Source organism: Kitasatospora sp. NPDC004289 (assembly GCF_053602875.1).
Window position 1 is genome coordinate 1 of record NZ_JBSGEL010000051.1, and the last position, 24,895, is coordinate 24,895.

A 24,895-nucleotide genomic window follows, 5' to 3' on the forward strand; every position below is an offset into this window, starting at 1 on the left:
CCCGGCGGGCCGGGGCGACGACCGCCCCCGATGGGACAGGTGGTCAGGGTCGGCCCGGGCCGGCGACCGGGCCTTCGGTGGTGGCCGGCGGGAGTACGGCACTCGGGCGCTGCACGGGAGGGACCTTCTCCGGTACGGTCGGGCGGACCCGGGGCGGGGCACCTTGCCCGTGCCCCGCTCCGGGGACCGCCGTCGGACTGGAGTTCCTCGGGCGCATGGCGTTCCGTTCTCGAAGGGTCGCGGTGCGACCGTCCGGCTCCGGTGCCCACCCTCTCCCGGGAGGGCGGGGCGGGGCTTGTAAAAATGCGAACCCCCGCCGGGGATCCGTCAACCGACCGGCGCGCGGTCGCCGTTGGGGAGCAGGGCGGTGGTGACCTCGCCGGCGAGGCGGTCGGCGGGTTCGGCGCCGAGCTGGCGGCTGCGGTGCGCGAAGAACTGGGACGGCGTGCAGCCGAGGGTGGCGCGGAACTCCCGGACCAGGTGGGCCTGGTCGAAGTAGCCGCAGTGGGTGGCGATCCGGGCGCCGTCCCGGTCGGTGGAGTCGCGGTACTCGCGCAGGGCGTGCTGGAGCCGGAGGATGCGGGCGCAGCCCTTGGGCGGCAGGCCGACCTGTTCGCGGAAGACGGTCTCCAGTCGGCGGCGGCTCCAGCCGATGGTGTCGGCGAGCTCCTTGACGGCCATCTGGCCGTTGGTGCGGCGGAGTTCGCGCCAGGCCCAGTCGACGGCGGAGGTGCAGGGGCGGCTGCGGGCCAGCCGGGAGAGCAGGAAGGCGTCCATCACCCGGGCCCGGGCGTCCCAGCCGGGGGCCTCGAAGAGCTGCTCCAGCAGTCGCTGGAAGGTGCGGTGACCGAGGGCGTCGGCCGGTTCGACCCACTGGTTGGTGAGGTCGCCGAGGGCCGGGCCGAAGACCCCGAAGGCGGTGCGCGGGGTCATCGAGACGGCGAGCCCGTGCAGCCGTCCGTCGTGCTCGCCGATGGTGCCGGTGCGCCGCATGCCGCCGATCAGCGAGGTGAACGAGGCGGTCCTGGCCGGGTCGACGGCGTCGGTCAGCCGCATCGGGCCGTCGAAGCCGAGCACCATGGTGACCACGGCGGTGGGCACTTCGAGCCGTCGGCGCGGGTGGCGCAGGTCCATCCGGTAGCCGCGGTACTCCAGCACCTGCCCACGCAGGGCGGTGGTCGGCTGACGGACCGCCAGCTCCCAGCTGCCGCCGTCGGCGGAGGTGCCCCAACTGGTGCCCGCGTTGGCCGTCCTGCCGGTGCCCGCTCCCGCTCCCGCGCCAGCTCCCGTGCCCGGCGCCGCGCCGGTGCTCGCGTTCGTGCCGGTGCCCGCGCCCCTGTCCGTACTGGTGACCATGTCCGAACCCCCCGGTCGTTGGTCTGCGCATGGTGGCACGGCGGGGCGGGCGGACCGGCGGACTCCGGGGCGCGGGGGGCGAGCTGACGAAGTCCCGGCGGACCTGTTGGACGGCTCGCCCCGGCGTCCCGGAGCCCGGAGGGGGGCCGGATCAGCGCTGGATCGCGAAGTCCGGGTAGGAGTGGTGGCCGGCCTTGTCCCCGATCTCGTCGATCGCGGTGCGGATCTGGCGGAGGTGGTCGACGGTGAGCTCCAGGACGTGCTCGTCGGGCTGGTAGGAGGCGAAGTACTGGTGCTCGACGCCCGGGGTGCTGGTCATCTCGATGTGGCAGCCGAGCACGTGGGTGACGGGGTGGGTCTCGGCGAAGGCGATCAGGCGGTCGACGGAGTGGGTGAAGGCCTCCCAGTCCTCGACGTAGAGGCGGCCCGGGTAGACCGTGTCGCCGGTGAGCAGGATGCCGGTGTGCGGGTCGTGGAAGGCGACCGAGGCGGCGTGGTGGCCGGGGATGGCGAAGCAGTTGAGCACCCGGCCGCCGCCGAGGTCCAGCGGGACGGTGGCGGTGGGGTCCTCGGTGAGGCCGAGGAAGGCGTACACGGAGTCGCGGTCGGCCTGGACGAGTTCGGTGTCCGGGCGGTCGGCGAACTGCGGGTCGCCGGCCTTGTGGTCGCCGTGGCCGTGGGTGTGCAGGACGACCAGCCGGTAGCCCTCGCGCGGGTGGGCCGCGAGCCACTGGTCGATCAGGCCGTCCACGGTGGCGCGCAGCGGGAAGTACTCGGGGGAGGCGGTCGCCCCGGTGTCGATCAGGACGGCGCGCTCGGCCCCGAAGAGCAGGAAGAGGAACGGGGCCTCGAAGTGGACGGCCTTGTTCTGACGGAGGATCAGGGTGTGCTCGTCGTACGCGTACACCTGGATGTCCGGGTCGGTGTTGTGCTTGGACGACTCCGAGCCGTGGATCCACCGGACGTCCAGGGGGAGGGCGGTCGGGGTGCTGTCGTTGAAGATGATCGTGTCCACGTCGGAGCAAGCTAACGGCTCGCCAGGTGATCGTCCAGCGACTTGTCCGTCCAGGGGGCCAGGGCGGTGCGGCAGGCGTGGTCGAGGTGGCGCAGCTCGCTCAGGTCGAGGTGGACGGGGCGGTCGGCCGGCAGGCGTTCGAGGGTCTCCAGCAGGCGGGGGAGGCGGAGGAAGGTGGCGTTGCCGGCCAGCCGTAGGGTGACGCTGCCGTCGCGGTGGTCGGTGACGGACAGGTGGAGGTGGGAGGTCTCCCAGGCGGCCTTGAGGACGGCCAGCAGCAGGCCGAGCAGGACGCCCTCGAAGAGGTTGGTGGCCAGGATCGCGAGCGCGGTGACGGCGAGCACCACGGCCTCGCCGCGGTGCGAACGCCACAGCGGCACCAGGGACTTGACCGGGATGAGCTTGGCCCCGGCGTGCACCAGGACGCCGGCCAGGGCGGCCAGCGGGATGGCGGTGAGGGCGGCGGGGATCAGGGCGGCGAAGAGCAGCAGCCAGAGGCCGTGCAGGACGCGGGAGGCCTTGGTGCGGGCACCGGCCTGGACGTTGGCGGCGCTGCGGACGATGACGGCGGTCATCGGGAGGGCGCCGAGCAGGCCGCAGACGGTGTTGCCCACGCCCTGGGCCACCAGTTCGGTGTCGTAGCGGGTGCGGGGGCCGTCGTGCAGGCGGTCGACGGCGGCGGCGCTGAACAGGCTCTCGGCGGAGGCGATCAGCGCGAAGGCCAGCACCGTGCCGAGCGCGTCGAGTCGGCCGAGCAGGGCGAACTCCCCGGCCCCGGGCGGGTGGACGGCCTCCAGCAGCCCGGAGACCCGGACCCGGGCCACCTCCAGGCCCAGCGCCCAGACGGCCAGTGAGGCGAGCGCGACGGCGGCCAGCGGGGCGGGCAGCAGCTGGAAGCCGGGCGGCAGGTGCCGCCAGAGCAGCAGGACGGAGACGGTGCCGCAGCCGAGGGCGGCGGCGGTGAGCGCGCCCGGCGAGGCGGCGGTGGAGGCCAGCAGCCGGGGCAGGCCGGCCAGGTTGGCCAGGCCGTGGCCGGGGGCGGGGGTGTCGGTGAGGGCGTAGAGCTGGCCGGAGACCAGCACCAGGCCGATCCCGGCCAGCATGCCCTGCACCACGGCCACCGAGATGGCCCGGAAGGCGCGGCCGAACTTCAGGGCGCCCATGGCGAGTTGGAGGAGGCCGGCGGCGAGCGTGAGCACGCCGAGGGCGGCCAGGCCGAAGGTGCGGACGGCCTCCAGCACCAGGACGGTGAGGCCGGCGGCGGGGCCGGAGACCTGGAGGCTGCTGCCGGGCAGCAGGCCGGTCAGCAGACCGCCCACGATGCCGGTCACCAGGCCGAGTTCGGCGGGGACGCCGGAGGCCACGGCCACGCCGACGCAGAGGGGGAGGGCCACCAGGAAGACGACCAGGGAGGCGGCGAGGTCCTGCCGCGGGAGGACGGGACGACGGGGCATCGAGTCCCTCTCAGGTTCTTGACGGTGCGTCAAGAATGAGTAAAACAACATGGTCGGACCGGTAGCAGAGTACTTCGGGGGCGCACGGCTGCACCCGCGCCGGGCCCGGTGAAGGGCGCGTGCGCGGGCGTCCGGCCGTGCTGGGCGGCGCAGCCGTCGGCGGGTGCGGTGCGCGACGGTGCGGCGCGGTCAGGTGCGGTCAGGCGCGGCGCAGTTGGGAGAGCGCGGCCACGCCGAGGACCAGGACGACGACGGCCACCACCCGGTAGCCCTGGGCCAGGCCCTCGCTCAGCGGCCCGGTGGAGATCGCGGTGCCGACCACGGCCACTCCGAGGGCACTGCCCAGCTCCCGGGTCGAGCTGTTGATGCCGGAGCCCAGCCCGGCCTTCTGCGGCGGCAGCGCGGCCATGATCCCGGCCGAGAGCGGTGGGGTGGCCAGGCCCGCGCCGCAGGCCATCAGCACCATGTAGACGGCGTACAGCGGGTACGGCGTGGCCGGGCCGGTGGTGGAGAGCAGCGCCAGCCCGGCCAGCAGGAAGGCGAAGCCGTTGGCGACCACCGTGAGCCGGCCGAAGCGGGCCGCCAGTGCGGCGCTGCGGCGGGAGACCACCAGCATGCCGACCGCCAGCGGAAGCACGCCGAATCCGGTGGCCAGCACCGAGAAGCCCTTCACCTGCTGGAGGTACTGCGCGTTCACGTAGAAGAGGGCGAACATCCCGAAGAAGACCGCGCCGATCCCCAGCGCGCCGGCCCGGACGGCCGGGACGCGGAACAGCCGCGGGTCCAGCATCGGGTGCGCGCAGCGCAGTTCGTACCAGGTGAACCCGGCCAGCAGCAGCGCGGCGGCGGCCAGGCTGAGCAGCACGGCGGGCGAGCCCCAGCCCTGCGCAGGGCCTTCGATCACGCCGTGCAGCAGGGCGACGAAGCCGAGCACCAGCAGGACGCTGCCCACCGGGTCCTGCCGGGTCCCGCGCAGCGGGGTGACCGGGACGACGACCGCGACCAGCGCGAGCAGCACCAGGGCGATCGGCGCGGCGGCCCAGAACAGCGACTGCCAGGGCAGCAGTTGGAGCAGCACGCCGCCGCCGACGTTGCCCAGCACACCGGCCAGGCCGGTCATCGAGGCCCAGGTGGCGATGGCCTGCGGGCGCTCGGCGGGCGGGAAGACGTGCACGATGACGGAGAGGGTGGCGGGCAGGACCAGGGCCGCGCCCGCGCCCATCACGGCGCGGCCGGCGATCAGCAGGGCGACCGAGGAGCCCGCCGCGCAGAGCACCGCGCCGAGGGCGAAGACGCCCAGGCCGGCGAGCATGGTGCGCTTGTGGCCGTAGTGGTCGCCGGCGACCCCGGCGGGTATCAGCAGGCCGGCGAAGACGATGACGTAGGAGTCGACGATCCAGAGGAGCTGGGTGGCGTCGGGGTGGATCGGGCTGGCGGCGATCGGGGGCACGGCCAGGTTGATGGCGGCGACCATGGCGATGGTCAGCACCACGCAGGCGCAGAGCAGCGCGAGCACGCGCCGCGGCCGGTGCGAGGCGGTGGTGGGCACGGACGCTCCGGGCTCGTGGAGGAGTTGAGGTGGCATGGGCCCAGGCTAGGAAGCACGGACAGTTGCGTTCAAGTGCAAAGATGGCAAGGGAGGATTGCGCCGGACGCAATCGAGAGAGGTGGGCGGGATGGCCGAGCTGGACCTGAACCTGCTGGTGGCGCTGGACGCGCTGCTGGAGGAGGAGAGCGTGACCGGAGCGGCCGAGCGGCTGCACCTCTCGGTGCCGGCCATGAGCCGCACCCTCGGGCGGCTGCGCAGGGCCCTGGGCGATCCGGTGCTGGTCCGCTCCGGGCGTGCGATGGTGCCCACACCCCGGGCGGTGGCGCTGCGCGCGCGGGTGCACGGGGTGCTGGCCGAGGCGCAGTCCCTGTTCGCCCCGGACGCGGCACCCGACCCGGCCACCCTGACGGGCAGTCACGCCCTGCTCGCCCACGACGAGATCGTGCACTCCCTCGGGGCCGGGCTGCTCGCCTCGGTGGGGCGGCTGGCCCCCGGCCTCACCCTGCGGTTCCTGGCGGAGCCCTCCCACGACAGCGACCTGCTGCGGCGCGGCGAGGTCGCGCTGGAGATCGGCGTGATCGCCGACGCCCCGCCGGAGACCAGGGTGGAGGCGCTGCTGACGGACCGTCTGGTGGGCGTGGTCCGGGGCGGCCATCCGCTGGCCTCCGGACGGGTCACGGCACGGCGCCTCGCCGGGGCCCGGCACCTGTCCGTCTCCCGCCGCGGCCGGCTCACCGGCCCGCTCGACCACGCCCTGGCCGAGACCGGCCTGGCCCGGACGGTCGCCGCCACCGTGCCCACCTTCGCCGCCGCCCTGCTGCTGCTCCGCGAGACCGATCTGGTCGGCATGGTGCCGGAGCGGCTCTGCCGCCGCACGGTCGAGGGGCTGGGGCTGTGCACCTTCCCCGTGCCGGTGGACCTCCCGGAGCTGCCGATCGCGATGGCCTGGCACCCCCGCTACGAACTCGACGGCACCCACAGCTGGCTCCGCACCCAGGTCCGCGAGGTCGCCGCGACGTACGCGGGCGTGCGGTGAGGACGGTGCCTCGGACGGGCGTGCGGGCGCGGCTCCCGCGCGTGCTCACCGCCGGTGGGGGTCGGTCGGCGGTGTCAGTCCTGCTCCGGTGCGAGCGCCAGTTGACCTGACGCGCGGGCCAGCAGGTCGATCAGCAGAGCGCGTTCCTCGGGGCTGAAGCCGTCGGCGATCCGCCGTTCGATGGCGACGGCCTTCGCGTCGGCCCGTGCGAGCAGCCGGCGTCCGTCGTCGGTGAGGTGCACCTCGGCCACCTTGCGGTGCCAGGGGTGCGGCTGACGGGTGATCAGGCCCTTCGCCTCCAGGTTGGCGAGCACGGTGGCGATGGTCTGCGGCGTGACCAGGCAGGCACGGGCGAGTGCGGCGGCGGAGAGCCCCGGCTGGTCGTCCAGCGTGTACAGCGCGGCGTACTGCGGAACGGTGAGCCCGAGCGGCCGGAGCGCCGCGTGCTTGGCCGCCATCAGCTCCTGCTCCACCCGCTTGATGTGCAGTCCGACGCGCTCCGTGACCGGCATTCCCATGGGGGCGATCGTACGCCACCGGCTCGAACCCTGGCTGATGACAGAGCTCTGCTACATGACAGAACTCTGTTATCTTCGGGGCATCACTCGGCCACTCACCCATGGAGGCACCCCTTGGCCAGCCGCGAACCGCTCGATCACGTCGTCGCAGGGTCCGGCCCGGGCCTGGTCCTGATCCACGGCACCGGCGCCGACGCGACCTCGAACTGGGAAGCCCTCATCGAGGCGATGCGTGACCGGTACACCGTCGTCGCCCCGAACCTGCCCGGCGCCGGCGCCACCCCCGTGGACCCCGGACCGATCGACCTGGACTCACTCGCCGACCGGGTCGCCGCCACCGCCCGGGCCGCCGGACTGGAACGGTTCCACCTGGTCGGTCACTCGCTGGGCTCCGTCGTCGCCACGGCCGTGGCCGCCCGCCATACCGATGCCGTGACCTCGCTCGTCCTGCACGCCGGATGGGTCAGGACGGGCCCGCGCGAGGCGTTCATGTTCGACCTGTGGGCGCGCCTGCTGCGCACCGACCCGGCCCTGCTGGCCCGCCAGTTGATCCTCACCGCGATGGGGCCCGGGCTCCTCGGAACCCTCGACGACGCGCAGTTCGCCGCCATGGCCGCGGGCTTCACGGCCATGCTCGACGAGCGCATCCTCGGGCAGATGGAGCTCGACGCCCGCATCGACCTCCGTGACGCGGTGGGCCGGGTCACCGCGCCGGCGCTCGTGCTGGCGAGCGCCGACGACCTGATCATCCCGCCCCACCACCAACGCGAACTGGCCGCCGCCATCCACCGGGCCGACCTCCTCCAGGTCCCCGGCGGCCACGGCCTGCCGTTCGAGGACCCGGCGCGGTTCTTCTCGATCATCGCCGAGTACGTGGACAGGCGCCAGGCGCAGGACGGGGCCTGAGCCGTCGCCACCGACTCGCGGCGGGTTCGCCGCGAGTCGGTGCGGGCCCGGTGGGACGACGACTAGCGGGTCAGCCTCAAGGTGACCAACTCGAAGGGGCGCAGGCGCAGTTCGACCGCGTCCCCCGCGGTGGCCGCCTCGCCCGTCGGGCGTTCCAGGAGGTCGCAGAGCCGGGCCCCGGCCAGCGGGAAGCCGGTGCTGAGGCGGGCGGTGGCCCGGGTGCCGTGGGCCTCGTAGAGGCGGACCACCACGTCGCCGCTGCCGTCGTCCGCCAGTTTGACGGCGCTGAGCACCACGGCCTCCTGATCCACCGTCACCAGCGGTGCCACCCCGTCCGCCGCGCCGGTGATCCGCCGCTCCGGCAGGTTGATCCGGTACCCCTCGCGGACCGCGTCACCGACCGTCGCGCCCGGCGCCAGCGCGTGGTGGAAGCGGTGCAGTCCCTGGTCGGTGTGCGGATCGGGGAAGCGCGGGGCGCGCAGCAGTGAGACCCGGACGGTGGTCGTGGTGCCGTGGTCCTCGGGGCGCACCGTGCGGGTGACGTCGTGGCCGTAGGTGGAGGCGGTGACCAGGGCCACGCCCCAGTCGGGCTCGCCGAGGTGGAGGAAGCGGTGGTTGCAGGCCTCGAACTTGGCCGCCTCCCAGCTGGTGTTGGTGTGGGTGGGCCGGTAGAGGTGGCCGAACTGGGTCTCGGCCGCGTACCGCTCGGTGTGCAGGTCGAGCGGGAAGGCGGCCTTGAGGAACTTCTCCGTCTCGTGCCAGTCCACCTCGGTGTCCAGGTCGAGCCGGCGGGCGCCGGCGGCCAGGGTGAGGGTCTGCGCGACGGTGGAGGAGCCGAAGGACCGGCGTACCCGGACGGAGACCAGGCCCGGGGAGTCGGCGGCGACCTCCAGCGAGTCGAGCATCGTCAGGTCGGTGCCGGTGTTGCGGTAGAACTGGTCCACGTCCCAGGCGTCCCACATGTTCGGGAAGTCCGGGTGGAGTTGGAGCAGGTTGGCCGCCGCGCCGGGGGCCACCGCCTCCCGGCCGGTGGCACCGTCCAGCACCGAGACGACCAGGCCGCGCCCGTCCACCTCGACCGTCAGCAGGCCGTTGGCCAGCCGGAAGCCGCCACCGTCCCGCTCGGTCACCGAGCAGCCCGCGCCGGGAGCCACCACCGCGCCGGCCCCGGCCGGAACGCCCGAGCGCCCGTGCGGCGCGGCGTTGAAGACCAGGTCGGCGGAGCCCTCGCCGGCCAGCGCGGCCAGCGCTCCCTCGATGATCCCGGTCAGCTCGGCGGCCACCGCCGCGTAGGTGGCCTCGGCCTCCCGGTGCACCCAGGCGATCGAGGAGCCGGGCAGGATGTCGTGGAACTGGTGCAGCAGAACCGTCTTCCAGATCCGGTCCAACTCCTGTTGGGGATAAGGGAATCCGGTCCGGACGGCGGCGGTCGCGGCCCACAGCTCGGCCTCCCGCAGCAGGTGCTCGCTGCGCCGGTTGCCCTGCTTGGTGCGGGCCTGGCTGGTCAGGGTGGCGCGGTGCAGTTCGAGGTAGAGCTCGCCGACCCAGACCGGCGGGGCCGGGTACTCGGCCTCGGCCTTGGCGAAGAACTCGGCGGGGCGCTCCCAGCGGACCCTGGGCGAGCCCTCCAGGTCGCGCAGCCGGGCCGCCTTGCCGACCATCTCGCGGGTGGTGCCGCCGCCGCCGTCGCCCCAGCCGGTCGGCGCGATGGAGTGCCTGGCCCGGCCCTTGTCCTTGAAGTTCTTCGCAGCGTGGGCGATCTCGCGCCCGAGCATGGAGCAGTTGTAGGTGTCGACGGGCGGGAAGTGGGTGAAGATCCGGGTGCCGTCCAGGCCCTCCCAGAGGAAGGTGTGGTGCGGGAACTTGTTGACCTGGCTCCAGGAGATCTTCTGGGTGAGCAGCCACTTGGAGCCGGCCGCCTTGATGATCTGCGGCAGCCCGGCGGCGAAGCCGAAGGTGTCCGGCAGCCAGGCCTCCTCGTTCTCGATCCCGAACTCGTCCAGGAAGAACCGCTTGCCGTGGACGAACTGACGGGCCATCGCCTCCGAGCCGGGCATGTTGGTGTCCGACTCCACCCACATGCCCCCGGCCGGGACGAACCGGCCCTCGGCCACCGCCTTCTTCACCCGGGCGTAGACCTCGGGGCGGTGCTCCTTGATCCAGGCGTACTGCTGGGCCTGGGACATGGTGTAGACGAACTCGGGCTCGTCCTCCAGCAGGGCGGTCATGTTGGCGGTGGTGCGGGCCACCTTGCGCACCGTCTCGCGCAGCGGCCAGAGCCAGGCCGAGTCGATGTGGGCGTGGCCGACCGCGCTCAGCAGGTGGGCGGTGGGCTCGGCGGGGGAGGCGAGCACCGCCTCCAGCTGCGAACGGGCGGCCGCGGCCGTGGAGTTGACGTCCTGGAGGTCGAGGGCGTCCAGGGCCCGCTCGACGGCCCGCAGGATCTCCCAGCGGCGGGCACCCTCCACCGGCAGCTCGGCCATCAGCTCGCCGAGCACCTCCAGGTCGAGGACCAGCTCGTGGACGGTTCGGTCGAAGACCGCCAGGTCGAGCCGGGCGAGCCGGTACTGCGGCTCGGAGCCCGACGTCTCCTTCTCGCCCAGCTCGGTGGGCAGGAAGGGGTGGTAGTCCAGGATCACCGGGTTGGAGGCGGCCTCCACGTGCAGCAGCACCTCCTCCCCGCCGACGGCCGGGTCGGCGATCCTGACCCACTGGTTGCGCGGGTTGAGGCCCTTCACCGGGGTGCCGTCGGGCCGGTACACCAGGCCCTCGCACTGGAAGCCGGGCATGTTGGCGTCGAAGCCCAGGTCGATCAGCGCCTCCACGGTCCGGCCCGCCCACTCCGCCGGCACGGTGCCGCTGACGGTCAGCCAGCTGGTGCCCCAGGGTGCGCCCCAGCGGTCACCGGCCGCCACCGGCGTGCGGGGCGCGGCGATCCCCTCGGCGACCGGCACGGGCTCGTCCGGGGCGGTCCAGATCCCGGCGGTCAGCGGCACGCTCTCCGGGTACACCGCCGGGCGGACGCGCTCCTCCAGGACGCGCTTGAGCCGGGCTTCGACAAGGCTGCGGTCGTCGTGCATGGGGTGAGGGCTCCCTGGAGTGGTCAGCGGACGTCGTCGACTGTGAGGATCTCGGTGATGCCGCGCGCGGCCAAGTGGGCCTCGTCGTGCACGCGTTCGAGCAGGAGGGCGGTCGGGCGGGCACCGTCGGCGGCGAGCGCGGCGAACGCCTCGAAGTACGGGCCGCCGGGTGCGCAGACCGAGCGCTTGGGGGCCTCCCGTTCGCCGCCCACGTCCAGCACCAGTGCGGTGCTGCGGGTGGCCGGCGGCCGCCAGTCGGCCCGGGCCTCGGCGACCGCGGCGGCCAGCGCCAGGCCGGCCGGCTTGGGGTGCCGGTCGTTGGTCAACAGGCCGAGGGTGTACTCCAGTTCGGGGAAGTCCGCGAGCGAGCGGCTGACGTCGTGGGAGCACCACCAGGTGATGCCCCACAGGTCCGGGCAGTCCAGCGCGGCGGCCACCGTGGCGGCGGTGAAGCGGTCCGCCCGCCCGGGCGGGACGTGCGGGGCGGGGGCGCCGACCTCCTGGAGCCAGACCGGCCGGGCGGGGTCCTCGGCCCAGGCCTTGGCCAGCTCGATCAGGTAGGCGGCGTGGCCGGTGGTGGCGGGGGCGTCCGGGCCGTGCCGCTGGGCGGTGCCGTTGAAGACCCAGGAGTGCACGGCGGTGGCGCCGCCGATCCGGGCCGCCTGGCCGGGGGTGAAGGGGTGGTCGTCCTGGTGGTACGCGGCGTCGTACTCGGCGTGTACGTGCAGCTTCCCCGGGGCGCCGCGCTCGCAGGCGGCCAGCATCCGGGCCAGCCAGTCCTCGGCCTGCTGAGGGGTGATCAGGTCCGGGTCGGGGTGCGGGCCGGAGGAGAACTGGTTGATCTCGTTGCCCACCGTCATGCCGAGGAAGTTCGGCCGGCCGGCCAGGGTGGCGGCCAGGGTGCGCAGGTACTCCTCCTGGGCCGTCGTCACCTCCGGGTCGGTGAAGATGTTCCGCCGGTGCCAGGTCTGGGTCCAGGCGGGCAGGAAGTCGAAGCTGGACAGGTGGCCCTGGAGGCCGTCCACCGCCACGTCCAGCCCGCGTTCGGCGGCCGCGTCCACCAGGTCGGCCAGCTGCTCCACGGCGCGCGGGCGGATCAGGGTGCGGTTGGGCTGGAACAGCGGCCAGAGCGGGAAGACCCGGAGGTGGTCGAGGCCGAGCGCGGCGATCGAGTCCAGGTCCGCCCGGACGGCGCCGGGGTCGTAGTCCAGCCAGTGGTGAAACCACCCCTCGCTCGGTGTGTAGTTGACGCCGAAGCGCGGTACGGCAGTTGACCTGGTCAACCCTTCACTGCTCCTTCCTCGACCCCGCGGAAGAAGAACCGCTGGAGGGTGGCGAAGACGACGACGATCGGGAGGAAAGCGATCATGGTCCCGGCGGCGATCAGCCGGGGGTTGGCGCTGAAGGTGCCGTTCAGGTACTGGAGCCCGACGGTGAGGGTGTACTTCTGCGGGTCGTTCAGCACGATCAGCGGCCAGAGGAAGTCGTCCCAGGCGCCGATGAAGGTGAAGATGACGACCACGCTGAGCATCCCGCGCACGTTCGGCAGCCCGACGTGCCACAGGCGCTGCCACACGTTCGCCCCGTCCACCAGCGCGGCCGCGTCCAACTCCGGCGGCACGGCGGCGAAGGCGGTGCGCATCAGCAGCACGTTGAGCATCGCCAGCGCGCCGGGCAGCGCCACCCCGAGCAGGGTGTCGGCCAGCCCCAGGCCGCGCACGGTGACGTACTGGGAGACGATGGTGACCTCACCCGGCAGGATCAGGGTGGCCAGGAAGAGGCCGAGCAGCAGCCGGCCGCCGCGGAAGCGCAGCCGGGCCAGCGCGAAGCCGGCCAGGGTCGCGCCGACCGCGTTGCCGAACACCGCGACGGCGGCCACCAGCAGGGAGTTGGCGGCGTAGGTCCAGACCGGGATGGTGTCGGCGACGGCCCGGTAGTTGGCCAGCGTCGGGTGCTCGGGGAGGAAGGCCGGGGTGCGGGTGTAGATGTCCTCGGCCGGGCCCTTGAGCGAGGTGGAGAGCTGCCAGAGGAAGGGGCCGACGGTCAGCAGGAGGACCAGCAGCAGCAGCGCGTAGCGGACGGCGTTCCCGGACGGGGAGGGGGAGTTGAAGCCGCGGCGGGCGCTCCGGGCGGTGCGGGCGGTGCGGGCGGTGCGGGTGGCGGGGCCGGTACGGGTGGGCATCGTGGTCAGGCCGCCTTCCGGTTGAGCCGGGCCAGCAGCAGCATCGGCGCCAGGGTGATGGCGAAGAGCAGCAGGCTGAGCGCGGAGGCGTAGCCGAGGTGGCCGGTGAAGCCGCGGCTGTACATCTGGATCAGCATCACCACCGACATGTCGCGCCCGCCCGGCCCGCCGGTGCCGTTGGAGAGCACGTACAGCTCGGAGAAGACCCGCAGCGCGGAGACCGAGATCAGGACGGAGACCAGCAGCATGGTCGGGCGCACCCCGGGCAGGGTGACGTGCCAGAACCGGCGTAGCGCGGAGGCCCCGTCCACGGCGGCCGCCTCGTGCAGCTCGCGGCCGACGTTGGCCAGCGCGGAGAGGTAGATGACCATGTAGTACCCGAGGCCCTTCCAGACCGTCAGGGCGATGGCGCTGAGCAGCAGCAGCCACCGGTCGGTGAGGAAGGGGACGGGGGCGGTGACCACCCCGAGCTGCTGGGCCAGGCCGTTGACCACGCCCCGGTCGTCCAGCACCCAGCCCCAGATCAGCGCGACCACCACGGCGGAGGCGATCACGGGGGTGTAGAAGGCGGTGCGGAAGAAGGTGATGCCGGGGAGGCGGTGCTGCACCAGCAGGGCGAGCAGCAGCGGGAGCAGGGTGAGCAGGGGGAGGCAGACCAGCAGGTAGACGATGCTGTTGACCAGCGCGTCGGCCAACTGCTCGTCGCTGAAGGCCCGTTCGTAGTTGGCGAGGCCGGTGAAGTGCCCGCCGCCGAGCGGCTTGGCGTTGGTGAAGGAGAGCACCACCGTGTTGAGGGTGGGCCAGAGGTTGAAGACCGCCAGCCAGACCACGGCGGGGCCGGCCAGTAGCCAGGGGGTGAACCAGCGGCGGTGGGTCATCCGTTCCTTCCTGGGGCCGGGGGTGTCGGGGGGTGAGCGGCGGAGCCGGGGGTGCGTTGGGGGCGCGGCCCGGCTCCGCCCGATCTGGGGGTGCGTCAGTTCTTGAGCAGCTGGTTGCAGCGGGCCACCGCGGTGTCCAGGGCGGCCTGGGAGGTGGTGTCCCCGCTGATAGCCAGGGCGATCTGCTGGTTGATGACGTCGCTCATCGCGTCCTGCACCTGGACGGGCTGGAGCATCTTGGCCTTGGCGAGCGAGCCGAAGGCGATCACCTTGGCGTCGCTCGCGTTGGTGCCGTCGCTCTTGGCGAAGTACGGATCCCCAGCCGAGGCCTTGGTGGAGGGGAAGATGCTGGTCAGGTGGGCGAAGGCGGCCTGGTTCTCCGGGCTGGTGACCCAGCGGGCCAGCGCGATCGCGGCCGGGGCGTTCTTGGTGGACTTCGCCACCGAGACGCCCTGGACGTAGAGGGGCGGGGTGCCGAAGGCGGCGGAGGGCACCACCTTGGGGGCCAGCGTCGGGTTGTCGGTGGCCAGCGAGGTGATCAGGTTGCCGCCGCCGGTGGTCCAGGCGACGGTGCCGGCGGTGAAGAGCTTGGAGTTCCCCGCGTACTTGTCGGTCAGCACGTCGCGCGGGAGCAGGCCCTCCTTGAAGGCGGCTCGGTACTTGTCCAGCAGGGCGGCGGCCTGCGGGGTGTTGAAGGTGAAGCTCTTCCCGTCGGCGGCCATGATCGGCACGCCCTCGTTGGCCAGGTCGCCGAGGCCGGGCTTGCGGCTCATCAGGTAGGCGTCGGCGCCCGCCTTCTCCTTGAACACCCGCGCCTGGGCGATGAGTTCGTCCAGGTTGGTGGGGAGCTTCCGGGGGTCCAGGCCGTACTTGGCGAGGAGTTCGGAGTTCCAGTAGTTGACGTCGGTGTTGAGGTACCACGGGTAGCCGTAGGCGCCGTCCTGGCCGGGGAAGCGGTAGGCGTCGATGCCGCCGGCCACGTACTCCCCGGTCAGCTTGGGGTCGGACGTGGCGAGGTCGAGCAGCAGGCCCTGCTTGGCCAGCGGGAGGGCGAAGTCGGGCGGGAGGTTGACCACGTCCGGCAGGGTGCCGCCCGCCGCCTGGCTGAGCACCTTGTCCGAGTACCCGTCACCGGGCTGGTCCAGCCACTCGACCTCGGTGCCGGGGTACTGCTTCTGGAAGCCGTCGATCACGCCCTGCACGTAGGCGGTGAACTTGGGCTTCAGCGCCCAGGTCTGGAGCGAGACCTTGCCCTTGACCTCGCCGCCGACGGGGACGGTGTCGTAGCTCTTGCTGTCGTTGCCCAGGCCGCAGCCGGTGAGGGCGGCGGTGGCGAGCACGGCGGTGGCCAGTGCCGCACGGATTCGTCTCATGAGGGTTCCGGTGTCCGTCCTGCCGAGGGGTGGAAGAGGAACGTGCTAAACCGGTCTAGTGACGTCGGGGAGCATGCTCCTGGCTAGACTCCGGTGTCAAGAGAGAGGTCAGGTTCGATGGGCAGACCGACGATTGCCGACATCGCCCGCGAGGCGGGGGTCTCCAAGGGCGCGGTCTCGTTCGCGCTCAACGGGCGGCCGGGGGTGAGCGAGGCCACCAGGCAGCGCATCCTCGCGGTGGCGGAGCGGATGAACTGGCGCCCGCACAGCGCCGCGCGGGCGCTCGGCGGGGCCCGGGCCGGGGCGGTCGGGCTGGTGATCGCGCGCCCGGCCCGGACCATCGGGGTGGAGCCGTTCTTCGCCCAGCTGCTGTCGGGTCTCCAGGCCGGGCTCTCGGCCCGCTCGGTGGCGCTGGAGCTGATGGTGGTCGAGGACACCGCCGCCGAGACCGAGGTCTACCGCCGCTGGGCGTCCGAGCACCGGGTGGACGGCCTGGTGGTGGTGGACCTGCAGACCCGGGACCGGCGGATCGCCGTGCTGGAGGAACTCGCCCTGCCCACCGTGGTGCTGGGCGGCCCCGGTGGCCACGGCACGCTGTCCAGCGTCTGGGCCGACGACCGCGAGGCGATGCTCTCGATCGTGGACTACCTGGCCGCGCTAGGGCACCGCCGGATCGCCCACCTGGCCGGCCTGCCGGCCTTCCAGCACACCCAGCGCCGGATCCGGGCCGTGCGGGACGCGGCGAAGCGGCTCGGCCTGGAGGCCGTCTCGGTGCCCACCGACTTCAGCGACGCGGAGGGCGCGGCGGCCACCCGGGCGCAGCTGGCCAAGGCGGCCCGGCCGACCGCGCTGGTCTACGACAGCGACGTGATGGCGCTGGCCGGGCTGGGCGTGGCGGCCGAGATGGGGGTCTCCGTGCCGGGCGAGCTCTCGGTGGTCTCCTTCGACGACTCGGTGCTGACCCGGGTGGTGCACCCCGCGCTGACCGCCCTCACTCGGGACACCTTCGCGCTCGGCGAGCAGGTGGCCCGCACCCTGCTGTCGGCCGTGGACGAACCGGGGCGGCAGGTGGTGCTGCAGATGCCCACGCCGCGGCTGGTGGTCCGGGAGAGCACGGCACGGTGCCCTTGACAGGGACAGCTAAAGCGATTTAGGTTCCCGCCCAGCCCGGCCGCACACCTCGACGGCCGGGCCACAGCGCCATCCGCACCAGCCCACCCTCTCGGCGTCCCCTCGCCGGATCGGAGCACTCGGATGAGACGAACCCTTCTGCCCCTGCTGCTCAGCGCCGCCCTGGGCACCGCCGCGCTCGCCGTACCGCAGGCGGCCGCGGCAGCTCCCGTCGCAGCGGCGGGGAACCAGCCCTACGCGTCCTACTGGCACCCCGGCACCATCCTGAACTGGGACCCGGCCACCGACCCCGACGCCCGCTTCAACCGCTCCAAGGTGCCGCTCCAACCCCGGGTCTCCGAGCCGCAGTTGAAGGCCAACCCGAACGCCAGGGCGGGCGAGGGCAAGGTGGTCTCGCTGGTCTCCTTCGGGCCCACCTCCAACAACCCCTCCCAGGGCTCCGCCAGCCCGAACTACTACGCCTTCAGCCACTGGCAGTACGTCGACACCCTGGTGTTCTGGGGCGGCTCCGCCTCCGAGGGCCTGATCCTGGCCCCCAACTCCACCGTGATCGACGCCGCCCACCGCAACGGCGTGAAGGTCTACGGCACCGTCTTCTTCCCGCCCGCCGCCTACGGCGGCCAGCTCCAGTGGGTGCGCGACTTCGTCCAGAAGTCCGGCTCGACCTACCCCGTCGCCGACAAGCTGGTGCAGGTCGCCCAGCAGTACGGATTCGACGGATGGTTCGTCAACCAGGAGACCGGCGGCGGCGATGCGGCCCTGGCCACCGAGGTGCGCAACACCATGCGGTACGCCAGGTCCAAGGGCGCCGTCGACTTCATGTGGTACGACGCGATGACCGAGGGTGGCTCGGTGAGCTGGCAGAACGCCCTCACCTCGGCCAACGACGCCTTCCTCCAGGAAGGCTCGCAGCGCACCTCCGACTCGATGTTCCTGAACTTCAACTGGAGCTCCTCCGGGCTCAACTCCTCGAAGAACCTGGCCCGTTCGCTCGGCCGCAACGAGTTCGAGCTCTACTCCGGCATCGACACCGAGGCCAACGGCTACAACACCTCGGTGGACTGGGCCTCGCTCTTCCCGGCCGGCCAGCCGCACACCACCTCGCTCGGCCTCTACCGCCCCGAGTGGACGTACAACTCCTCGTCCTCCCGGGCCGATTCGCACGCCCGCGAGGCGCGGTACTGGGACGGTGCCAACGGGGACCCCTCCAACACCACCACCTCCTCGTCCTGGAAGGGCCTGGCCACCTACGTGCCGGAGTCCTCCCCGGTGACGGCCAAGCCCTTCGTCACCTCCTTCAACGGCGGCCAGGGCGACTTCTGGAACTCGGCCGGGGCGCGGGTGAGCCCGACCGGCTGGAACAACCTCTCGCTCCAGGACGTCCCGCCCACCTACCGCTGGCTGGTCTCCTCCTCCGGCAGCCGGCTCACCCCCTCGATCGACTTCACCGACGCCTACGAGGGCGGCTCCTCGCTGCGCCTGTCCGGCACCCTGGACGCCGTCAACACCCTGCGGCTCTACCAGACCCGCCTGCCGGTGGCCGCCGACACCAAGCTCTCGGTGGTACTGAAGACCCCGGCCGCCGGGGCCTCCAACCTCAAGGCCGCGGTGGCCTTCACCGACGCACCGACCACCTTCGTCCCGCTCGACCTCGGGGCCACCACCGGCACCGGTTGGGAGCGCAAGACCCTGGACCTGTCGGCGTACGCCGGACGGACCATCGCCCAGCTCGGCCTCCAGGTCACCGGAAGCGCCGCCTCCTACGACGTGAAGGTGGGTCAGCTCGCGGTCCAGGACGGCGCGGTGGACGCCCCCGCGGCGCCCTCGGGCCTGACGGTGCTCGGCTCCACCGACGTGACCGCCGCGCAGAAGTCGCTCCGCCTCGCCTGGACGGCCTCCTCGGGCGGCGCCCCCGTGCACCACTACGAGGTCTACCGCCGCAACGCCGACGGCAGCCGCACCCTGCTCGGCGCGACCCCGAACGACGCGCTCTTCGCGCCCCGGCTCGACCGGGCCGGCAGCGAGACCACCACCACCCTGGAGGTGGAGGCGGTCTCGACCGAGTACGGCCGCTCGGGCGTCGCCACCACCACGGTCGCCTGGGGCGGCACCACCCCGCAGACCAACCTCGCCCTCAACCGCCCCGCCACTGCCTCGGGGACCTGCAACGCCAACGAGGGCCCGGCCAAGGCCGTCAACGGCAGCGTCTCGGGCGGGAACGGCGACAAGTGGTGCACCCTCACCTCCACCAAGTGGCTGGAGGTGGACCTCGGCGCGGCCAGGCCGCTCTCCAGCTTCGTGGTCAAGCACGCGAGCGCGGGCGGCGAGAGCACGAGCTACAACACCCGCGACTTCACCGTCCAGGTCCGCAACGCCACCACCGACGCCTGGACCACCGCCGTCACGGTCACCGGGAACACCGCCGGCACCACCACCCACCCGGTCGACCTCACCGCCCGGTACGTCCGGCTGGTGGTGACCAAGCCGACCCAGACCACCGACCCGGCCGCCCGGATCTACGAGTTCGAGGCCTGGGGCTCCTGACGCCCCGTCCGCGTTCGAGGTGACGAGAGAGAGGACCAGCCCCGTGCCGGTCAGCATCACCGCCGTCGAGTCCACCGACCTGTTCACCGGCACCGCCGAGGCCCCGCGCCAGCTCCTGCGGGTCACCCTGGACGGGCCGCCCGCCGTGGTCACCGTGACCGGGCCGGGGGTCGAGGGCGCCGCGGCCGGCACGGGGGCGGTCGAGGTCCCGCTCGACCTCACCGCCCACCCGGTGGGCACCGAGCTCCCGGTCACCGTGAGGGCCGGGGACGCCCTGGCGGCCGCCAGGGTGGTGGTCGCCGAGCCCGGCTGGACCATGTTCATGGTGTCGCACTTCCACTACGACCCGGTCTGGTGGAACACCCAGGCCGCCTACACCTCCCCCTGGGAACTGCTCGCCGGGGACGCCACCACCCGGCCGCTCTGGGAGCGCAACGGCTTCGCCCTGATGGAGGCCCACCTCGACCTGGCCCTGCGCGATCCGGACTACCGCTTCGTGCTGGCCGAGGTCGACTACCTCAAGCCCTACTTCGACCTCCACCCCGAACGCCGTGCGGAGCTCCGGCAGTTGACGGCCGAGGGCCGGGTGGAGCTGGTCGGCGGCACCTACAACGAGCCCAACACCAACCTCACCGGCGCCGAGACCACCATCCGCAACGTCCTCTACGGCATCGGCTACCAGCGCGACGTCCTCGGCGGGGACCCGCGCACCGCCTGGCAGTTGGACGTCTTCGGCCACGACCCGCAGTTCCCCGGGCTGCTCGCCGAGGCCGGGCTCACCGGCAGCGCCTGGGCGCGGGGGCCCTTCCACCAGTGGGGCCCGATCCAGAAGAACTTCCGGGAGGCCAAGGACGACGCCACGGTGATGCAGTTCCCCAGCGAGTTCGAGTGGCTCTCGCCCTCGGGCCGGGGCGTGCTCACCCACTACATGCCGCACCACTACTCGGCCGGCTGGTGGATGGACAGCTCCCCGGACCTGGCCACCGCCGAGGCGGCGGTGTACGGGCTCTACCGCAAGCTCAAGCCCGTCGGCGCGACCAGGAACCTGCTGCTTCCGGTCGGCACCGACTACACCCCGCCCAACAAGTGGGTCACCGAGATCCACCGCTCCTGGGCCGCCAAGTACCTCTGGCCGCGCTTCGTCTGCGGCACCCCGCGCGACTTCCTGGACGCCGTCCGCGCCGAACTCGCCTCGTCGGGACGGACCTTGAGCCCGCAGAGCCGGGACATGAACCCGGTCTACACCGGCAAGGACGTCTCCTACATCGACACCAAGCAGGCCCAACGGGCCGGCGAGACCGCCGCCGTGGACGCCGAGAAGCTCGCCACCCTGGCCGCCCTCCAGGGCCTGGGCCGCTACCCGGCCGCCGCCCTGGACAAGGTCTGGCGCCACCTCGCGTACGGCGCGCACCACGACGCCATCACCGGCTCCGAGTCCGACCAGGTCTACCTGGACCTGGCCGGCGGCTGGCGGGAGGCGCACGATCTGGCGGCAGGCGTGCGGGACGCGGCCCTGGCCGCGCTCACCGGTGCGGTGGACACCCGGGGGGAGGGGCTGGCGGTGGTGGTCACCAACACGCTCTCCTTCGACCGCTCGGGCGTGGTGCGGGTGCCGCTGCCGGAGGGCGTGACCGGTGGACGGCTGCTGGCCCCGGACGGGGGAGCGGAGCTGCCGAGCGCCGTCCGGGACGGCGAGCTGTGGTTCCGGGCCGAGCAGGTCCCGACGCTCGGATGGCGCTCCTGGCGGCTGCTCCCCGGCCCCTCCGCCCGGCCGCTCTGGTCGGCGGCCGAGGGCACGACCGCCGCGAACGCGCGCTACCGGGTGACGGCCGACCCGGCGCGCGGCGGCGCCCTGAGCAGCGTCCTGGACCTGCGGTGCGGGCGCGAGCTGCTGCAGGAGGGGCGGGTCGGCAACGAGCTGAGGGTCTACCAGGAGTACCCGCAGCACCCCGACTTCGGTGAGGGGCCCTGGCACCTGCTGCCCAAGGGCCCGGTGGTCGGCTCGGCCGCGGAGCCCGCCGCGGTGCGGCGGGAGACCGGGCCGCTGGGGGAGCGCCTGGTGGTCACCGGGGAGGTGGACGGCCTGGCCCACCGGCAGACCGTCACCCTCTGGGCCGGCGAGGAGCGGATCGACTTCCGCACCACGGTCGTGGACCACCGGGGCGCCGACCGGCTGCTCCGGGTCCGCTTCCCGGTCGAGCTGCCCGGTGCCCTGCCGGTCAGCGAGGTGGCGGACGCCGTGATCGGCCGCGGCTTCGCCCTGCCGGACGTGGACGTGGCCGAGGCGCCCTGGACGCTCGACAACCCCGCCAACACCTGGTTCGGCCTCGGCTCCACCGCCAGGGTCCGGCTCGGCGCGCCGGACGGCTCGGCGCTGGGCGAGCGGGCGGTCGGGGTGGCCGAGGTCGTCGTCCCCTCGCTGGAACGGGCGGGGGAGGCACGGGAGCTGGTCGTCGCACTGGCCCGCTGCGGGGTGACCGCGACCACCGCCGGCGCCGACTGGGCGCGCTACGGCTGGCTGGAGGTGGACTCCAACCTGCCCGACGTCCGGATCGTCCTCGGCGGGCCCGAAGTCAACCCGCTGGCCGCGGAGTTGCTGGCGTCGGCCGGGGACGCGCACCGCGCCGTCCTGGCCGAGCACGGGCGGGTCTGGGTGCCGGCGCACAAGCCGCTGCGCGAGGTCTGGCAGCCCAACGCCGACCTGCGCGGGCCGCGGGCGCTGCCCGCCCTGATCCTGGCCGACCCCGCCTCGGTCCCGCTGGACGGCGCGGTGATCGAGGCCGTCAGCCCCGACGGGCCGCTGCCCGAGGCCGAGCGGCTCAGCGACCACACCGTGGCCCTGCTCAACCGCGGCATGCCCGGCTTCGCGGTGGACCCGACCGGAGCCCTGCACCTCTCCCTGCTGCGCTCCTGCACCGGCTGGCCCTCGGGCGTCTGGATCGACCCGCCCCGGCGCACCGCCCCGGACGGCTCCTCCTTCCAACTCCAGCACTGGACGCACCACTTCGACTACAGCCTGGTATCCGGCGAGGGCGACTGGCGGGCCCTGCACCTGCCCTCCCAGGGGCAGGAGTTCAACCATGCGCTGCTGGCGGCCGTGCTCCCGGCCCGGGCGGGAAGCCTGCCGGCCCAGCACTCCTGGCTGCGGGTCGAACCGCAGCGGGAGGTGCGGCTGAGCACGCTCAAACCGACCGGGAACCCGCACGCGCACGGCTCGGCCGTCCCCGCCGATCCGGCGAGCAGCGTCACGCTGCGCCTGGTGGAGTCCACCGGCCTCGGCCGGGCGGCCACCCTCTCCGGCGCGCTCACCCTCACCGACCCGCACCGGGCCGACCTGCTGGAGCGTCCGCTCGCCCCGGTCGCGCTCCCGCTCGCACTGGACGGCGCCGGGATCGTCACCCTGACGGCCCGTCCGGCCGCGCCCGCGGCCCCCGGCGGTGCGCTGCTCGGCCCGGCGGCGGAGGCGGCCCAGCCCGTCCACTCCCGCTACTGGCTGCACAACCGGGGCCCCGCTCCGCTCGGGTACCTCCCGGTCTCGGTCGGCCTGACGCCCGGCCTGGTCCCCGTGACGGACGGCGCCCCCGTCGAGCTCTCCGCCGTCCTCGCCTCCCAGCTGGTGGACGCCGAGGTGGAGGGCACCGCGGAGGTGATCGCCCCCGAGGGCTGGCGCGTGAACCCGCGCCGCCGCCCCTACCGGCTCGCCGCCTCCGGCCACCTCCGCTTCCCGGTCACCCTCACGCCGCCCGCCGACGCCGCGCCCGGGCTGTACTTCGTGGCGGTCCGGACCGAGCACGACGGTCAACTGGTCGAGGACGTCTGCACGGTGGCCGTCGGCGTCGACCTGCCTTCGCCCGGGCCCGCGCCCGAGGAGTGGTCCCAGACCAAGGGCACCACCGCCCTTGAGGGCCGGGACACCGGGCTCACGGTCGACGTCGCCGCGGACACGGTGCGGGTCGCGCCCGGCGGCCGGGCCGAGCTGGTGCTGCGGCTGGCCAACCGGACCCGGGGCGAGATCCGCGGCGAGCTCCAACTGGTCTCGCCCTGGGGGAGTTGGGAGCTGCTGCCCGACCCGGTGCGGGGCTTCCGCATCGCGGCCGGTGCCACGGCCGAGGTCCCGTTCACCGTCCATGCCCCGGCCGGCACCGCACCGGGCACCTTCTGGGCCGTCACCAAGGTGATGTGGTACGGCCGTTGCCAGTACGCCCCGACCGTGGAGCTGGTGGTGTCCCCGTGAACGGCCCCGCCGTCCCGGGCGCCGCCGGCGGTCACGGCACCCACGGCACCCACCACGCCCCGTCCGTGCTGGGGCTCCTCGACGGGCGTCCGATCCCGCGCACCGGGCTGGACCGCCGCCTGGCGGCGCTGCGCTCCGGTCCGCGCTCCTCCGCCCTGCCCGCCCCCGGCAGCGCCGAGGACCGCCAACTCACCCGCTGGGTGGCCCAGGTGCTGCTCACCGAGGAGCTGTGCGCCGCCGTCGCCGCCGAGCGCGGCCTCGACCTCGCCGAGCCCGGCCCCGTCCGCCTCGACCAGCGCGCCGCCGTGGAGCTCGGCTCCATCACGGCCGCCGCCTTCGAGGGCAGCGCCGCCGTCCGCGCCGTCTACACAGCCGTCACCTCCGCCGTTCCCGCCCCGCCCCCACCGCCTCCGCGGCCGGTCGATCCGCTCTGGCAACTGGCGACCCCGGACGGCGAGTTCGAGGCCGCGCCGGAGAGCCTCCCGGCCGCCCTTGCCGCCGCCCTGCGCGCAGCCCCGCCCGGCACCCAGGTCACCGCCGACGGCTGGACCGCCACCCTGGTGGGCCTGCGCTCCCGCCCCGCCACCACCCCCACCGCCGACCCCCACGGAGCCGCCCGCCGCCTCACCTTCGCCCGTTGGCTCGACCACACCCGCGCCACCCGCCTGACCCTCGTCCCCGGTCTGGAACACCCCGGCGACCCGTCCCAGCCGGACAACCACCACCGGCACTGAGGGTCACCCCGCCGATGCCTCCCGGAGCAGCAACTCGCGCAGGGCGAGGGCGGTTTCGGAGGGATCGGCCGCGGTGAGCACCACCTGCTCGGCCGCGGTCGACGGCCCGGTCAGCGGTACGGCCCGCAGCCCGGGCGGAGTCACGTCCAAGGCCGACTCGACGGTGATGCCGATGCCCGTGCCGGCCGCCACGTGGGCCGCGATGGCGTGCACGCTGTCGGCGGTGCGGATGATGCGCAGGTCGGCGCCGCCGATCCGGAAGGCGGTCAGCAGGCGGTCGCAGAGGCCGCTGTTGACCTGGTGCGGCCAGGTGAGCAGGCTGCTGGCGGAGAGCTCGGCGGTGCTCAACTCACGCTGCCGGGCGAGGGGATGGGTGGCGGGCAGCAGAGCCACGAACCGCTCCGTGGAGAGTGCGGTGGCGCTGACCCCGGTGACCTCGCCGAGCGCCCAGGCGACGCCCAGCCCGAGCGTCCCGGCCCGCAGCGCGGAGACCTGGGCGGCGGTGGACATCACCTCCGGCACGATCGTCACCTCCGGGAACCGCTCGCGCAGCAACGGCAGGCAGCGCACCAGGAGTTGGTGGCAGGTGTACTCCGCGTGCGCGACCACGAGAGTGGTGTGGGCCCGCTCGCCCGCCGCCAGCGAGCGTCCGCGCTGCTGGAAGCGGAGCAGCTGCGCCAGCGTGGCCCGGGCCTCGGGCAGCATCGCCTCCCCGAGCTCGGTCAGCGAGACCCGGCGGCTGGTGCGGTGGAACAGCCGCCCGCCCAGGCTCCCCTCCAGCCGCCGGACCGCCTCGCTGACGGTGGGCTGCCCCCGGTGCAGCCGGGCGGCCGCCCGGCCGAAGTGCAGCTCCTCGGCGACGGCGACGAACGCTTCCAACTCGATCCTGTCCACGGGAGCCACGC

At 73.6% G+C, this 24,895-nt stretch carries 17 protein-coding genes; 6 read left to right on the forward strand and 11 right to left on the reverse strand.

Going from position 1 to position 24,895, the window contains the following annotated elements; genetic code table 11:
* Positions 1–327 precede the first annotated feature (327 nt).
* From ACWEPF_RS28375 to ACWEPF_RS28390, 4 genes are all read right to left on the reverse strand, one after another.
* Entirely contained in the window at positions 328–1,356 is a 1,029-nt protein-coding gene (locus ACWEPF_RS28375; protein WP_452174767.1) for a helix-turn-helix domain-containing protein, read from the reverse strand.
* Between the two features lie 151 nt (positions 1,357–1,507).
* Positions 1,508–2,371 carry an MBL fold metallo-hydrolase gene (locus tag ACWEPF_RS28380; RefSeq protein ID WP_452174768.1) on the reverse strand — a complete coding sequence of 288 codons (864 nt, stop codon included), beginning with the start codon at positions 2,369–2,371 and terminating at the stop codon, positions 1,508–1,510.
* Between the two features lie 11 nt (positions 2,372–2,382).
* Entirely contained in the window at positions 2,383–3,825 is a 1,443-nt protein-coding gene (locus ACWEPF_RS28385) for a SulP family inorganic anion transporter (RefSeq protein ID WP_452174769.1), read from the reverse strand.
* Between the two features lie 199 nt (positions 3,826–4,024).
* Positions 4,025–5,410 (reverse strand): MFS transporter, encoded by a 1,386-nt coding sequence (locus ACWEPF_RS28390; protein WP_452174770.1) that lies wholly within the window; start codon positions 5,408–5,410, stop codon positions 4,025–4,027.
* Between the two features lie 91 nt (positions 5,411–5,501).
* On the opposite strand from ACWEPF_RS28390, the gene ACWEPF_RS28395 reads away from it, so the two are divergent.
* Positions 5,502–6,410, forward strand: coding sequence for a LysR family transcriptional regulator (locus tag ACWEPF_RS28395; RefSeq protein ID WP_452174771.1), 909 nt, complete (start codon positions 5,502–5,504; stop codon positions 6,408–6,410).
* A 74-nt stretch (positions 6,411–6,484) separates the two neighbouring features.
* Here the strand turns inward: ACWEPF_RS28395 and ACWEPF_RS28400 are convergent, their stop codons facing one another.
* Positions 6,485–6,928, reverse strand: coding sequence for a MarR family winged helix-turn-helix transcriptional regulator (locus tag ACWEPF_RS28400; RefSeq protein ID WP_452174772.1), 444 nt, complete (start codon positions 6,926–6,928; stop codon positions 6,485–6,487).
* A gap of 114 nt (positions 6,929–7,042) precedes the next feature.
* Between ACWEPF_RS28400 and ACWEPF_RS28405 the strand changes: the two genes are divergently transcribed.
* Positions 7,043–7,834: an alpha/beta fold hydrolase gene (locus ACWEPF_RS28405; protein ID WP_452174773.1), complete on the forward strand. Its 792-nt coding sequence runs from the start codon at positions 7,043–7,045 to the stop codon at positions 7,832–7,834.
* 62 nt (positions 7,835–7,896) lie between these two features.
* On the opposite strand, the gene ACWEPF_RS28410 is transcribed toward ACWEPF_RS28405, so the two are convergent.
* The 5 genes from ACWEPF_RS28410 to ACWEPF_RS28430 form a co-directional block, all read right to left on the reverse strand.
* The gene (locus ACWEPF_RS28410) at positions 7,897–10,914 is read right to left on the reverse strand and encodes an alpha-mannosidase (protein WP_452174774.1); all 3,018 of its coding nucleotides are present in this window, start codon (positions 10,912–10,914) and stop codon (positions 7,897–7,899) included.
* A gap of 23 nt (positions 10,915–10,937) precedes the next feature.
* Entirely contained in the window at positions 10,938–12,197 is a 1,260-nt protein-coding gene (locus ACWEPF_RS28415; RefSeq protein WP_452174775.1) for a glycoside hydrolase 5 family protein, read from the reverse strand.
* Positions 12,194–13,096 (reverse strand): carbohydrate ABC transporter permease, encoded by a 903-nt coding sequence (locus ACWEPF_RS28420; protein ID WP_452174776.1) that lies wholly within the window; start codon positions 13,094–13,096, stop codon positions 12,194–12,196. The genes ACWEPF_RS28415 and ACWEPF_RS28420 overlap by 4 nt, the downstream gene beginning before the upstream one ends.
* A 5-nt stretch (positions 13,097–13,101) precedes the next feature.
* The gene (locus ACWEPF_RS28425; protein ID WP_452174777.1) at positions 13,102–13,974 is read right to left on the reverse strand and encodes a carbohydrate ABC transporter permease; all 873 of its coding nucleotides are present in this window, start codon (positions 13,972–13,974) and stop codon (positions 13,102–13,104) included.
* 95 nt (positions 13,975–14,069) lie between these two features.
* Complete coding sequence (locus ACWEPF_RS28430) at positions 14,070–15,347, reverse strand: ABC transporter substrate-binding protein (RefSeq protein WP_345282937.1); 1,278 nt, start codon at positions 15,345–15,347, stop codon at positions 14,070–14,072.
* A gap of 117 nt (positions 15,348–15,464) precedes the next feature.
* Between ACWEPF_RS28430 and ACWEPF_RS28435 the strand changes: the two genes are divergently transcribed.
* The 4 genes from ACWEPF_RS28435 to ACWEPF_RS28450 all read left to right on the forward strand — a co-directional run bounded on the left by ACWEPF_RS28435 (position 15,465) and on the right by ACWEPF_RS28450 (position 23,990).
* A complete protein-coding gene (locus ACWEPF_RS28435; protein WP_452174778.1) occupies positions 15,465–16,478 on the forward strand; it encodes a LacI family DNA-binding transcriptional regulator in 1,014 nt (337 codons plus the stop codon).
* A gap of 123 nt (positions 16,479–16,601) precedes the next feature.
* Positions 16,602–19,022 (forward strand): endo-beta-N-acetylglucosaminidase, encoded by a 2,421-nt coding sequence (locus tag ACWEPF_RS28440; protein ID WP_452174779.1) that lies wholly within the window; start codon positions 16,602–16,604, stop codon positions 19,020–19,022.
* A gap of 43 nt (positions 19,023–19,065) precedes the next feature.
* Positions 19,066–23,256 (forward strand): glycoside hydrolase family 38 N-terminal domain-containing protein, encoded by a 4,191-nt coding sequence (locus ACWEPF_RS28445; RefSeq protein WP_452174780.1) that lies wholly within the window; start codon positions 19,066–19,068, stop codon positions 23,254–23,256.
* Entirely contained in the window at positions 23,253–23,990 is a 738-nt protein-coding gene (locus ACWEPF_RS28450; protein ID WP_452174781.1) for a DUF7158 domain-containing protein, read from the forward strand. The genes ACWEPF_RS28445 and ACWEPF_RS28450 overlap by 4 nt, the downstream gene beginning before the upstream one ends.
* A 3-nt stretch (positions 23,991–23,993) precedes the next feature.
* Here the strand turns inward: ACWEPF_RS28450 and ACWEPF_RS28455 are convergent, their stop codons facing one another.
* Entirely contained in the window at positions 23,994–24,884 is an 891-nt protein-coding gene (locus tag ACWEPF_RS28455; RefSeq protein ID WP_452174782.1) for a LysR family transcriptional regulator, read from the reverse strand.
* Positions 24,885–24,895 lie beyond the last annotated feature (11 nt).

Excerpts from the sequence above, each read along its gene's own strand:
- ACWEPF_RS28375 (WP_452174767.1), bottom strand. The coding sequence starts at position 1,356 with ATGGTCACCAGTACGGACAGGGGCGCGGGCACCGGCACGAACGCGAGC.
- ACWEPF_RS28430 (WP_345282937.1), bottom strand. The coding sequence starts at position 15,347 with ATGAGACGAATCCGTGCGGCACTGGCCACCGCCGTGCTCGCCACCGCC.
- ACWEPF_RS28400 (WP_452174772.1), bottom strand. The coding sequence starts at position 6,928 with ATGGGAATGCCGGTCACGGAGCGCGTCGGACTGCACATCAAGCGGGTG.
- ACWEPF_RS28385 (WP_452174769.1), bottom strand. The coding sequence starts at position 3,825 with ATGCCCCGTCGTCCCGTCCTCCCGCGGCAGGACCTCGCCGCCTCCCTG.
- ACWEPF_RS28435 (WP_452174778.1), top strand. The coding sequence starts at position 15,465 with ATGGGCAGACCGACGATTGCCGACATCGCCCGCGAGGCGGGGGTCTCC.
- ACWEPF_RS28395 (WP_452174771.1), top strand. The coding sequence starts at position 5,502 with ATGGCCGAGCTGGACCTGAACCTGCTGGTGGCGCTGGACGCGCTGCTG.
- ACWEPF_RS28440 (WP_452174779.1), top strand. The coding sequence starts at position 16,602 with ATGAGACGAACCCTTCTGCCCCTGCTGCTCAGCGCCGCCCTGGGCACC.
- ACWEPF_RS28425 (WP_452174777.1), bottom strand. The coding sequence starts at position 13,974 with ATGACCCACCGCCGCTGGTTCACCCCCTGGCTACTGGCCGGCCCCGCC.
- ACWEPF_RS28420 (WP_452174776.1), bottom strand. The coding sequence starts at position 13,096 with ATGCCCACCCGTACCGGCCCCGCCACCCGCACCGCCCGCACCGCCCGC.
- ACWEPF_RS28390 (WP_452174770.1), bottom strand. The coding sequence starts at position 5,410 with ATGCCACCTCAACTCCTCCACGAGCCCGGAGCGTCCGTGCCCACCACC.
- ACWEPF_RS28410 (WP_452174774.1), bottom strand. The coding sequence starts at position 10,914 with ATGCACGACGACCGCAGCCTTGTCGAAGCCCGGCTCAAGCGCGTCCTG.